This is a genomic window from Sphingobium sp. GW821-FHT02B05 (assembly GCF_059421905.1).
Window position 1 is genome coordinate 38,160 of the sequence record NZ_JBWKVW010000005.1, and the last position, 12,663, is coordinate 50,822.

Below are 12,663 nucleotides of genomic sequence, written 5' to 3' on the forward strand. Positions count from 1 at the left end.
CGCTGGTGTGAAACAAACTTGCGCGGATATGTCATGGAGCCTCCCCAAAAACTTTGTTTTACGTCCAGGCTTACGCTGGCCGTTGCCATTCTTTATCACGTGAACAAGAAAGAGAAAAGAGGGTGTCATTTAACGAGATTTCATCCCATAAGATGGGATTCAACGGCATTCCGGATGAGTGGACAGGGATTTATGGGCAGAAATGTGGGACCGAGCAGGGCGAGGATATTGGAAGTCGCCGGCCAGCAATTTTCGGAACACGGCTTCGATGGGGTATCGATTCGGGCGATAGCAACCACGGCCGGCACAAGGCAGTCGCTCGTCCATTATCATTTCAACACCAAACTCGAGCTCTATCGTGAGATCTGGGCGCGCTGGTATGTGATCCCCGAACTGGGACAGGCCGACGCGCTGGAGGGCATTGCCGCAGGCGCGCCGATCGCTCGGCGCACCGAGGAAGTGGTGCTGAAATTCTTTCGCGGGCCGATGATGTTGCGGGAAACGGAGGAAGGCCGCCAGTTCCTGTCCATTCTCGGGCGCGAACTGTCCGATCCCAAGGCGGCCGAGCGCGACGTCCTGGCGGAATTTCTGGGGCCGACCGAGGCTATATTCATGCGCGGCTTCCAGCAGCTTTTCCCGCAGGCGGGACAGTTGGAGATCAGCGTCAGCTATCGGCTGCTCGCATCCGCGGCGCAGGCGCTGTTCATCGATCATGCTCGCCCGACCCAGGCCGAACATATTTTCCGGAGCGATTTCGAGGGCAGTGTACATCACGCCGCCCGCTTCGTTGCCATGGGCATCATCGGCATCTGCAGCCCGGCGTGCGACCAGGAGACCGGCTGATGGCGGCGAACAGCACCATTTCGAGGCGCCGACCTAGAAACGGCCCTCGCACTTCATGAAGAACCGTATTGCGCACTCCAACGCTCAATCGGCTGGCGGTGGCACGTCTTGAGCATCGCTTCGCCGAGGCGGCAGGTTCTGTCAGAACCTACCCTTCAGCGGCTAACTTGGGACAGGCAGCGAAGTACCATCTTTTGGGATTCGGCAGTCTCGTAACCACAATGGGTCAGGCCCCACAATGCAAGCTTTCTGAGTTAGCAGGTCGATCGGCTTGCCCATTCTAGATCGAAATGGCAACACACCCGCTCGGGTCGGACCTGAAGAGCAAATATGTCGGGCAAAGAGGATTTAGAGCACAGCACTGGGCGACTAGCCTCGATCGGTAAGCTCGATCATCATCGCCGTCGAATCGACGCCGGCGCCCCACGCAGCGAGGACAGGTGATCGACGGCTCATCCCAGGATCCACGCCAGCACGCAAAGCGGCGTGCCGGGCGGCCTGTCGGTCACGCGGACAGGCTGTAACATATCGCCTGTAGCGACGACATATTGCCTCGCGCCCGTGGCACAACGCAGGCGAGTCGCAAGCCGATAGGCATGTTCGAAGGACGCAAGACGCGCCCGCAAAGGTGACAAGGTGTGCATCGGAGTTCCAACTTGATGGGTTTGTCAGTGGCCGTGAGAAACTGCGCGCAATTAACGGCATGAAAATGCCGGAACGAATGCCCGTCCTACCAAGGGAAGGTCGGCAAGGCGTCCTCGGTGGGTCCGTCGCAATCGAGCAAGACATACTCACAGCCCTGCGCGCGCCCCAGCTCCAGGATCGCTGGAATTTCCTTGGGAAGGTGACGTGGCGCCGCTCCGCTCGTCTCGACACGCGTCGGGAGAAACCAGCCATATTGGGTTGGCGCCACGGAAAGCGGCTGGCGCGCTGGCGGGAGGTCGGCCCAGTCGTTCAACAGCTTGCCCGTCGCGCAGCGGATATGGACGGTGCCGAGCACCAGATACTGGCCCTTCTCCATGAGTGGTCCTTCCATGTTCAGCGATAACGAAGCGCCGCCGCGAACTGGCGCAGCAACGACGTCATTTCCGCCCTTAGCCGGGCACGGTTGGAAATGATCAGCTCCGGTTCGAGCGCCTCACCGGCAGGCGACCTGTAGCCGGTAGCCGCGAGGTCAGGACCAACCTCGACGACGATCCGATGGCCGCGAGGGCTGTGCGGCCCGGTATAACGGGCCGTGAACGCGCCCAGACGACCGTGGAGTCCCTGGGTGACCTTTCCCCAGCGAATATGGCCTGACGCGCGTACCTTGCCCTCCGCAAGCCCGCGGCCAAGCCACAGCCGGAACTGGGATCGTCTCTGGATCGCCGAATTGCGGACCCGCTCCATGGTGCGACACAGGGGAATGGACGATGCAAGGGCATCGAGAGAAGCGAGGCATTTGTCCTCGACCGCGATCAGCATGTCCTCAAGATCGCGGCTCTGCGTCCACCGAGAAGGATTTGGGCACCGTTCGTCCGTCGCGTCCAGCGAACAGAAGCCGCGATCGCTATCCATCAGCAGGATGACGGCCGATCCGATCGCCCCTGTCGATCCAGATCAGTGGCGAACATGTCTGCATGCACCAAATCGAAGATCAACAGCCGCCGCGTCCAGCGAACGGGTCGCGGCGCATCCGTCGGAGCGGACCAGCAACTTGGCAACGGCCGTTGCGGAGTTGACGATCCTGCCGCCTCCGATGCGGGCCCGCTCGCGGCGGCGGAGAAAGCCGCGCCGTATCGAACAAATCATCGGGGCACCCGCCCCCGGCCCGGAGTCCAAGATCATAGGCCGCCGCGGCTGCTGCTCCCTCAAATGAGCGCGGCCTGTGCTCCCAGCCGGCCGTTGCCGCATAGTGTCCATCGGCAAAGGCGATAGCCTCGTCCCATCCGATGGCATGCACATCGCGCGCCCGCAGGATAAGAAGAAAGCGTGGATCGGCACGGCCAGCCGCTACCTGCCGTTCGACGAAGGCGAAATTGGCGACGACGCGGTTCCGCTCGGTTTGAAGCTGCATCGCCTTATGTAAGGGCCGCATGGCGGCGACGCGGGCTCGGGACCGTTCGATCCGAAGATCAAGCGGCGCGGTGGGATCAAGATCAGAATAGGTTCGCCAGGCCTTGGCAATCGCGGCAGCATGCTCCGCCGACCGTCTGCGCGCGAGCCAGCACGCGGGGTCCCGCGGATCAAAGGGCAGCGCCATCATGGCGCGGGGCGCTCGATCGCCCTCCAGGCCACGACCGCCTCGACAAGCGGGGTCTGCTGATAATGATCAAGGCAGAAGATGGGGAAGCGATAATCCTGCTCCGCGTCCACCTTGCCGAGGGCTTGCGCAAGATCGCGGATATATTGCGCAAGCGGCGTGACATGGCTCTCATCCACCCATGTCGCAAGATTGTCGCTTTCAGCACCGCACAGGTCGCAGGTCGTGCATTCGAATATGCCCGAGATCGTCCAGTCTTGGGCATCCATGTCCCATCGGGCGGCCGCGTCCCGCACAAGCTGATCCGATCCGCAGTCTGCGCATACGGGTTTGACGCGAGCGCCCGCTGGGGACGGCTCTGGATCATCGGGATCGAGCGGGACGATGGCCAACGTGTAGGAAAGATCGGGCACGCGCTCATTATGATAGGTGCTCGCCTCGGCCGCCCTGGAGGCACCGGCTTGCACCTCACTGCTGTCATGAACATCGAGCCGTACGGTCTGCATAGCAAAAGGCTCGGCGCCGCTGAAATACTCGATCCGGACCTTGAAAGCACGTGGGGAAGGATTGGTAGCCATGATAGAGCTCCTCAAAAATGCAAAAGCCCGGCGCGGGGCCGGGCTCGTTGAAGCTGTTGGATTTGAATGCGAGGGTCAGTCGCTTAAGGGGCCAGCTGCGATCTCAGCGATCCAAGGGGCGGCCTCGTGGAAGTCCGCATCATCGTCTGTAACGAGTTTCGCCAAGGCAAATGCCCCGGCGCGGCCCAGCTGGCTAAGGCGCTGAAGAGCCGGGAGCGCGACTGGTGCCAGCGCGTCGGGATCCGTAGTGCCAATTTCATAGATATTCATGATCATGTCCTTTCTCGAAAATGGGCGGCGAATAAGCGTCTCGCGTCGAACGACGCCGTCCCGCCAGTCAGTTGGCGCGCTGGAGCAAGCCCTTCGCCTTGCCCTCGAGTTCAAGCCGGCTGTCCTGGTGCGATCGCGACCGGGCAACCGCAGTGATGCCGTTCACGAAATCATAGAGCGAGGCGGGCGGATGGCCTTCCTCTTCGAGAACGGCACTGATGATCTGCTGGGTATCGAATTTCGAAAAGCCGCGCGTGCGCAGGAAGCTGGATCGATCATCATCGGTCCGGGCAACGATGCGCGCGCGCGCGTTCTTGACCCCCTCGATGAAGCGGGCCGGCGAGGATTCCGCGAAATGCGCCAGTGCCGGCGCCGCCTCATGCGCGAACCGGTTGGCTGCGAACTTGGAGTGGCGGATGTTGATCTCCTGGAAATTTTCCACACCCCACAGGTTGCGATTCATGCACACGGCGCGAAGGTAGAATGTCGCAATTCCAAGGGTTTTGGAGCCGACTTCCGAGTTCCAGCAGTAGAAGCCGCGGAAGAAGAGATCGGGTTCGCCATTAGGCAGCTTTCCCACCTCGATCGGATGGGTGTCATCGACAAGGAACAGGAAAACATCGCGATCCGAAGCATAGAGCGTCGTCGTCTCCTGGCTGACGTCGACATGGGGATTATAGTGCATCGTGCCCCAGTCGAGGACGCCAGGAACCTTCCAGCGCGTGTCCCCCGTCCCGTTGCCGGCGATCCGCATCACCGCGCCGACCAGTTCATGATCCCAGATGCGGCCATAGTCGGGGCCGGTGACCGCCCGCAGTTCGGTGCGCCCATCGCGCGTTTCGAGCATCTTCACCTGTTCTCCGCGATGCTGGATCAGTCCGTGCTGCATGTTGATGCCGGCAAGGGCCGCGGGAAGCGCTCGAAGATAGGAGGCGGGCGCACCGACGAGGCTGCAAAGCTGTCCGAAGGACCAGTTCGTCGGTGCCACCGGCTCATCCCGCCCGGGAACGACCAGGGAAAGGCGTTCTGGTTCATCACTAAGTGCAATGACGCGGACAGACCGGCTTTCGACGATATGGGTTGTCGCGGCGTCGGCGCGTGCGCGAACGCTATCATAGAGATCGGCAAGTGAGAGAAAGCGCTCGTCGTCAGGTCTTGAAAACCATTCAGACGAGACCCGGCCGATATTCTGGCCGCGGCTGATATCGACCTTGTAGGGAGCCTGCGCAGGGCGCGCGGCGGGAGCCATCATGTTCATGGGGTAGATCTCCTTGGGAGGATCAAAGAGCAACACTTCGCTGCTCCGCCTCCCCCCATCCCCCTCTCCTCCTGACCGGCTCCATGCTTCGAAGCCCCATGGATGGAACCGGCGAACAGCGCAGGCGGGATGTGCGGGAGGCGGAGCAGCATCTGCAAACAGGGTCTACGCCGCCTGGCATAGCAGCCATTCGTAGAGCAGGTGCGCATCGGGCTCATGCTCCGACCCCATGGTGATCCGGACGCAGACGCCGTCGCAGGCAAAATCGGCGGCGCGCGGGAGGGTCAGATAGGAGACACCGTCGAGGATGATGTCCTTCGAACGAACCGCCGTGATGGTCCGCGTAGTCCCAAGCGCCCGGTGCCCCTTGGGCGCGGCGACGAGCTTCAATTGCCGTCCGACTTTCAACGATCTTCGAAAATGGCCGAGGCTTACCAGCGGCTCCACATGGTTTTCTGCGCCGCGCCTACGGGCGAGCGCCGACCAATAGGCCCGGCCAACCCTGACTTCCGTGAAGTAAGAACAGCTGTGAAAGTCCTGATAGATGTTCGAGTTCGTAAAACCGAAGCGCTCCATCTGGTCGCGAACGGCAGTGATCATCGCGTCCTGGGCCTCTCCCATCGAGAGATCCTGTGACGCATCGAGTATCTCGCCGATGATCTTGCGCCCGCCCGCGAACTTCTCGGTGATTACCGAAAATGCGGTGTCGGGAAAATGGGTGGCCAGATGGGCGCGGATCCTGTCAGCCAGATCCGGGAACGGTTCAGCGTGGCGACAGAGGTCACCCTTGTAGCAGAAATTTCCGCGCTCATCATGGCTGACTTGGCTGTAAAGCAAAGCTGTGGAAGTCAGGGCGGGCGTGTCGGTCATGTCGAACCTCTTGTATAGCGTTCGATCCCCTGAAAGGATCACACCCACCCCCTCCCTCCTCTCCTTGCCGGTGGTCGCCAATTTGCCGGAGCGAGCGACAATCAGGCGTCAGCGGTTAGGTCGACGAGTTTGTCCCACTGCGCCCCGCTGCGGATGATCTGCTCGAGGATGCCGGGTGCCCGGTCCGCGGGAATGAAAAGCCTTGTCTTATAGGCAATGATCTCGGTGAAGCAGCCTATGGATTTGAGCCAGTCGCGCCGGGCGGAAGGGAAATCCCTGATTTCCAGCCTGCGGGTATCGTTGACGTGCACTGAGATCAGTTTCGCGCCGCCAAGGCCTGGGACCACCACGCCCTCGGTGCCGCGGGCGCCTGCTATCATCTCGGCTGGCGAGAGCCTTATCGCCATTTCCACGCCGAAGCTGCGGAAAAGCTTTTCGATGCCGATTGGTGAGATGATGCGTCCGAGGACGGAATGGCCCTCCTTGTCGCTTACCCGCCAGACACGCATGTCATCATCGGGCAGCTGGTTCCAGACCGGCAGGAGCAGGCCATTTGCGATATTGATGGTCTCAATGTCGATATGCTCTCGTGCCTCTTCGACCTCGGCGTCCCATGCGGCCTCGAACGCCGCGCCTTCGACCGGCGCCCAGTGACTTTCGCGCAAGGCGTGATCACGGATACGTTCCCGCCCGGTGGGCCTCACGAGTTGCCACATGGTGATGGTCTTGCCCTCGCCGTCCATGATGCTCCAGCTCGGCACCTGGAGTGCGACCCTTCCTGATCTGCCATTGCGGAGCATAACGATGCCCATCTCGCCCCACTCGCGCATCAGGCGTGCCCGCGTCGTTGCGCGTCTCCGATGATGGAGTTCATAGCGGCTGAGGCAGGTTTCAGCGCCAGTCACCGGATCCCGGCGCAGGATCTGCTCGTCGAGAAGGATGGCCCGCTCGGCCTGGATCGTCTCCACGCCGACATCGAGTGTACCGGCTTCGCGCGCAGCATCGATCCTGGCCTGGATCAGCCCCATATATTCCTCGAATATCGCATTCTGCGTTTCGATGCGCAGCGCCAGCAGGCGATTGAGCCAGCGTTGGATTGGAGGAAGGTCATCAAGCAGCCCGCCGCTTTCCTTGTCGAGAAGCTTGAGCCCCGTCATCGCGATGAACGCGGCTAGCGAGGTGCTGGTTAGCTTGCCCCGATAGAGGAGGTGATACCATTGATTGAGGGCGTCGCGGGCATAGTCGCTCTCTAGATTATCGGAAGGGTCGAACAGATTTTGCCCGCCGGTCTGCCGCTGCCCGCGCGTGAGCGCCCCCAGACTATCGAGCCTTCGGGCGATGGTGCTGATGAACCGGCGTTCGCCCCGGCAGTCGGTCGTGACGGGACGAAAGATGGGCGCACTGGCCTGATTGGTACGATTGGAGCGCCCAAGCCCCTGGATGGCATTGGACGCCCGCCAGCCCGGTTCGAGCAGAAAGTGAACGCGGCGCCGGTCTGCGGATCGGCAGTTGCGGTCGGCATGGTAGCTTCGGCCGGTGCCCCCGGCGTCGGAGAAGACGAGGATCTGCTTTTTGCCGGACATGAAGGCCTGGGCCTCGGCAATGTTGCTTCGGGTGCCCCTGCTCTCGACGCGCTGCCGCCGGGCTGCATCAACAATCAGCCTGCGGCTTCTCCCGGTAACCTCAGCAACCCTATCCGTTCCGAAATGACGGATCAGTTCATCCAGCGCAGAGCCGATCGGCGGGAGCGCGCACAGCTGCTCGATCATCTCATCGCGCAAGGCCAGCGCTTGCTGACAGAAAACGGGATTACCGTCCTCGTCCACCATGAGCTCAGACCGTTCTGCTTCATCGGCACCTTTGATGATCTTCATCATGCGCACCGGGAATGCCGAATTTAGATAATCGATCATCGCCTCGCGGGGCGAGAGTTCGATATCGAGGTGCGCGCGCTCCTCGGCGCTCAGCCCGGCGAGCCTGCGTTCCAGCATCGCCTCGGCCGTGGTGACCAGTTGGACGATGGCATGATGTCCCGTATCCACCTCGCTCGTGATGGACGCGATGAGGGTCGGCACCTTCATGGCGATCAGAAGCTGTGAGAAGAAGCGCTGCTTGGCGCTCTCGAAGCGGGACAGAGCCGTGCCCTTGGCCTGCGCATTGAGCGCCTTGTCGCCCATGCGATCGACGATGTTGGTGAGCGCCAGCACTTCGTCCAGGTTGCTGTGGATCACCGCCCAGCCGTCAGCATAGGCATTGTAGACCTCGATCTGTTCGGGCGTCAGCGGATGTTCAAGCGGCTCATATTCGACGCCCCGGAAGGTCAGCGCCCTGGCGGTGTAAAGCCCAAGGGCTTTCAGGTCCCGCGCGACAATCTCCATCGCAGCGATGCCGCCTTTTTCGATCCCGCTCATAAACTCGGCCCGATCGCCAAAGGACGTGCCTGGTCCCCAGAGACCGAGGCGTATGGCGTAGCAGAGATTGGCGGGATCGGTCGCGCCGGTCGCCGAGACATAGAGGATACAAGCACGGGGTCGCAGATTTTGAAGCCTGACGCCTGCCAGTCCCTGTTCCGATCCCTTTTGCTTGCCAAATTGCGTCTCCGTCCCCGCGGCATTGGCCATCTCATGAGCTTCGTCGAAACAGATAACCCCCTCGAAATCCTCGTCCAGCCAGGCAAGCAGTTGCGACAGGCGGGAGGCCTGATCGTGACGCTGGGATCGCAGGGTCGCATAGGTGAGGAACAGGATGCCGCTTTCCATGGTGATGGGCGTTCCAAAGGAAAAGGCATCGAGCGGCTGGATATCGATGGGCAGGCCACCGAGCGCCGACCAGTCCCGCCGGGCATCTTCGATGAGGGCCGCGCTCTTGGAAATCCAGACCGCTTTGCGGCATCCCCGGCTCCACTGATCCATGATGCAGGCGGCCACCTGCTGCCCTTTGCCGACACCGGTCCCGTCACCGATGAAATAGCCCATGCGGTAGGACTTGCCCTCGGCGTTAGGCGCCAACAGCGTTCCCGCCTCATTGGGAGCATGCAGCCCCGGCAGATCGCGCTCGAAGGCCTGGCCCGCATAGATGATCGTTTCCAGCTGGGCGTCGGAGAGAGCGGCGATCGCGCAGCGGGGCAGTTTGGGTCGGTAGGTCGGTCGCGGCGGCAAAATCGACGACATCGCGATCGATTCGACGAGTTGATCGGGATGCGGCTTGGCACCAGGGATCACCATGCGTGAGAGGCGCCAGGGCACATAGATGCCGATCTGCTCCTCGGCTGGCAGCGGCGTATCGAGAACGTCGTAACTCAGCAGTTCTACGGTCGAGTCGAGCGTCGGAGCCGATCGTGCCACGGGCTTCGGGGCGGTTGGGAGTTTCCCGGCGGTGAGGAGCGGTCTGCCGACCGAAGCTATCGTCGGCTTGCGCAGGGCAGCGGCAAGCACAGCGACGGGTGCGCCAGCCTGCGCTGGTGCGGCAGAATTCAGACGCTTGGGCAGAGCCAGAACGATCGGCAGAAGGTTTTCGATATCCGGCACAGTCAGCCGCTCCGCGGTCCCGGTCCACCCTTTGTCGTAGACGAGGAGCCGCACGGGGATCGTCGTGCCATGTTTGGCGAAGGGCTGGCCCTGGACCGTTACTTCGATACGGGGAGGAACCAGCGCGGCAACGGCCTGGTAGCCGGCTTCTCCGCTGGCTCCCTCAGCGAAGGCCGGCGACATGATGGCGACGCATCGTCCACCAGGAGCGAGGCGGGCGAGCGCGGAACGCAGATGGCGGGCGCCGGCATGGCGATCGCGACCGCGCGCTTCGCTGCGCGCGAACGGCGGATTGATCAGGACAACCGAGGGCCTTAGGTCGCTTGGCAGAAGATCGTCGATATGTTCGCCATCGTGGCACGTCACGTTTGTTGATAGGGCCTGCCCGAGCAGCCCGGCGCGGACGGGATCGCGCTCATTAAGGGTGAGGCGCGCCTTGGCCATATGCGCATAGACGGCAAGAAGCCCGGTTCCTGCGGACGGTTCCAGCACCATGTCCGCCGAGGTGATCTGCGCCGCAAGCGCTGCAAGGAAGCTGAGCGGCGCCGGCGTCGAGAATTGCTGCATGTCGACCTGCCACTCGGACCGAAAGCTCTGGGTCGGAAGCCGCTGGGCAAGGTCGCAAAGCGCCGCCAGGGCCGTCGCCGGATTTGCCTGATCGAAGGATGGCAGCGCGTTTCGGGCAAGAGCAACGGCCTGAGCCATCTCCAGAGCGTCATAGGCTTCACGCAACGTCCAGCGTCCGTTAGCGTCGCTCCCGCCGAAATGAGCAGTCATCAGGCGTGACAGGCACGCGCGCGTGATGGGCTGGCCTGTGACGATCAATTCTGCGAGGGACTGCGCGACGGCCGCCAGGGTCCAGACTTTCTGGTCAAGCTGATCGGAGCCGGCCTCCATGGCGGCGAAAAGCGAATGGGTCATTCGGAAACTCCAGCGAATATCGGGCGCGCACGGAGCAAGGGTCCATGCGGCACGGTCAGGACATCAGGCTGAATGGAGATGGCGGGGTCGGCGGCGACCGACCCCACCCGTGTCGTCGCTCAGGCGGCCTCGGGGATGTCAGCGTCGTCCTCGGCGACGCGTGGTTCGTCGCTCGTACCATCCACCCCGTGTTCGTCGTCGACGATGTCGAGGTCGGCCGCTTCGTCCGTCCTGTGCCCGAAGGTCATCGCATCTGGCAGCCAGAGCAGCGCTCTCTCCTTCACCTCGGCTTCGACGATGATCTGGCCGGTGAAGAGCTTCTCGGCCGAGAGCGCGAGATCATGCTTTTTCGATGCGCTGTAGCGGCTGCGCAGTTCAGCGCCGCCCACCTCCTCGAAATGCTCCAGAATCTTTGGCTTGCTGATCCGATCGAAATAGCGCCTCGCGGTCGGGCGCCACCAGGCTGGCATATCGATGTCGATCTTGCGACCGATATGGTCGAGGAGCGCAGAACCCGATCCCCCTGCAGGAACAGCATGAAGCGTCCGAGCCACCGCCCAGCTAAGCCAGGCCACCCGGGCATTGTCGTCCAACGCGCAGAAGGCATCATAGCGTTCGACAAGGTCGTCCGCCTTGGTCCAGCTGCGATCGAGACCTTCCTCAATCTCGGCCCAGCTTTGCGCGGCGGGCGTATCGCTTTCAAACGCGGGACTGCGCGATCCCGGTGCCGGGGCGCGCAGGTCGCTTGGCATATCGTAACGATAGCCAACGGCGGTATCGACCATAATGAAAGTGCCAAGATCGAGCGCAAAATGCGGATCGCTCGCCACATGGACCCGCAACACCTCGGTCTTCATCATCGCCAGTTCGTCCCCGAGCCGCTGGCTGATCGAGGAACGAGACCCGGCCTCCTCTGCAGGGCCTTTGTCATGTTCAGCGCCCTCGCCGGTCTCGACACTCGATTCGTCCTCATCTGGCTCCTGCGGAAGCGCGAAAAACTGGTTGTGGAGCCGGGGCACCCCATCCTCACCGATCACCAGATAGGCGATCGAGCTGGCCTTCTGGTGTGTATCGAGTTCGGCAGGTCGGTTCTCAAGAGAGGCATGCTCGGCCTCAAGCGCCTCGATCCGTTCAATCTCCTCGTCCGTGTAGCCGTCTTCGTCGGCATTGTCGGCGATCGTCTCCAGTTCGACTTCGATTGCGCGCTGCCGCTCCTCGTCCTGTTGGCTGAGCGGCAGTGGCGCGCCTTCGACTTCGTCGAGCGCCACCGTTTCCATGTAGGGGACGCGGGTTTGGCACAGCACCCGTAGCTCGCCGAACCCTTCGCGGGTTCGGATCGCCTCGGCAGCCGCCTCCATCCGCTCCTCGGCAAGCCGATCGATGATCTCGCTGTCGATCCAGTTTTCATGTTCCCTGTCGGAGAACAGGTCGCTTTCGATGCGGCCGCCGGCGGCAAGATAATCGTCGCGACCCACGAGAACCGCCTTGGGATCATTACCCCGATAAACACCCGAAACGAGGCGTCGACGGATCTCGCCTGAGTTGCCCTCATAATAGCTGCCCTGCAGTTCTTCGAAGACCGCCGCCTGGCGCGTAGTATCACTGATGCTGCCATAGGCTTTGGCCACATCGAGCGTGATTGCCCCGTCCGCCAGCGCTTCGAACACGCTGTCGGCAAGGCTGGCAAGGCGGAGGCGACCAAGGACGAAACGCTCGGTGAGTCCGAAACATTTGGCGACGTCGACGGGCGTTTTCTTTCCGTCCGCAATGATCGCCTGGAAGGCGCGGCATTCCTCGGCCGGCGTCATATTGGCGCGGGTGAAATTCTCGATCAGACTGACCTCGGTCGCGCCACCCCGTTCGGCCAGCACCATCACCGGGACCTGATAGGCGGCTGGCAGCTCGCCCTCGGCGATCAGCGCCTGGACCTGAGTGAGGCGGCGCCCGCCCGCTATGATCTGATATTCCCCTTTTTTGCGGGCAACGGGAATGCCGACGAGGTTCTGGATAATGCCGCGGACGAGGATCGTAGCCTTGAGTTCGGCATCTTCCACGGGGTTGGTACGCTTACGGACATTGGTGGGCGCGATCGAGAGCTTGGAAGCCGCGACATAGAGGAGTGGCGGGGTCTGGGTCATGAACATTCTCCAACGC

The 12,663-nt window shown here is 62.1% G+C and carries 10 protein-coding genes and 1 pseudogene; 2 read left to right on the forward strand and 9 right to left on the reverse strand.

Annotation, left to right across the window (positions count from 1 at the left end):
- The first annotated feature begins 33 nt into the window (after positions 1 to 33).
- Complete coding sequence (locus AC07UX_RS15545) at positions 34 to 843, forward strand: TetR/AcrR family transcriptional regulator (protein WP_495192900.1); 810 nt, start codon at positions 34 to 36, stop codon at positions 841 to 843.
- A 730-nt stretch (positions 844 to 1,573) separates the two neighbouring features.
- On the opposite strand, the gene AC07UX_RS15550 is transcribed toward AC07UX_RS15545, so the two are convergent.
- A complete protein-coding gene (locus tag AC07UX_RS15550; RefSeq protein ID WP_495192901.1) occupies positions 1,574 to 1,879 on the reverse strand; it encodes a DUF5983 family protein in 306 nt (101 codons plus the stop codon).
- A gap of 2 nt (positions 1,880 to 1,881) precedes the next feature.
- Entirely contained in the window at positions 1,882 to 2,307 is a 426-nt protein-coding gene (locus AC07UX_RS15555) for a hypothetical protein (RefSeq protein WP_495192902.1), read from the reverse strand.
- A 472-nt stretch (positions 2,308 to 2,779) separates the two neighbouring features.
- Between AC07UX_RS15555 and AC07UX_RS15560 the strand changes: the two genes are divergently transcribed.
- On the forward strand, positions 2,780 to 2,911 hold the full coding sequence (locus AC07UX_RS15560; protein WP_495192903.1) for a hypothetical protein: 132 nt from the start codon (positions 2,780 to 2,782) through the stop codon (positions 2,909 to 2,911).
- Positions 2,912 to 3,084: 173 nt separating this feature from the next.
- Here AC07UX_RS15560 and AC07UX_RS15565 read toward each other — a convergent pair whose 3' ends face one another.
- From AC07UX_RS15565 to AC07UX_RS15595, 7 genes and pseudogenes are all read right to left on the reverse strand, one after another.
- Positions 3,085 to 3,663, reverse strand: coding sequence for a hypothetical protein (locus AC07UX_RS15565; RefSeq protein ID WP_495192904.1), 579 nt, complete (start codon positions 3,661 to 3,663; stop codon positions 3,085 to 3,087).
- Positions 3,664 to 3,738: 75 nt separating this feature from the next.
- Positions 3,739 to 3,933, reverse strand: a complete 195-nt coding sequence (locus AC07UX_RS15570; RefSeq protein ID WP_495192905.1) for a hypothetical protein — start codon at positions 3,931 to 3,933, stop codon at positions 3,739 to 3,741.
- A gap of 67 nt (positions 3,934 to 4,000) precedes the next feature.
- On the reverse strand, positions 4,001 to 5,191 hold the full coding sequence (locus tag AC07UX_RS15575) for a DUF932 domain-containing protein (protein ID WP_495192906.1): 1,191 nt from the start codon (positions 5,189 to 5,191) through the stop codon (positions 4,001 to 4,003).
- Between the two features lie 165 nt (positions 5,192 to 5,356).
- Positions 5,357 to 6,061: a hypothetical protein gene (locus AC07UX_RS15580; protein WP_495192907.1), complete on the reverse strand. Its 705-nt coding sequence runs from the start codon at positions 6,059 to 6,061 to the stop codon at positions 5,357 to 5,359.
- A 101-nt stretch (positions 6,062 to 6,162) separates the two neighbouring features.
- Positions 6,163 to 7,938, reverse strand: a complete 1,776-nt coding sequence (locus tag AC07UX_RS15585) for a strawberry notch C-terminal domain-containing protein (protein ID WP_495193015.1) — start codon at positions 7,936 to 7,938, stop codon at positions 6,163 to 6,165.
- Between the two features lie 384 nt (positions 7,939 to 8,322).
- Positions 8,323 to 10,509, reverse strand: a pseudogene (locus AC07UX_RS15590) (strawberry notch-like NTP hydrolase domain-containing protein); the annotation flags it as partial.
- Positions 10,510 to 10,628: 119 nt separating this feature from the next.
- Entirely contained in the window at positions 10,629 to 12,647 is a 2,019-nt protein-coding gene (locus AC07UX_RS15595; protein WP_495192908.1) for a ParB/RepB/Spo0J family partition protein, read from the reverse strand.
- Positions 12,648 to 12,663 lie beyond the last annotated feature (16 nt).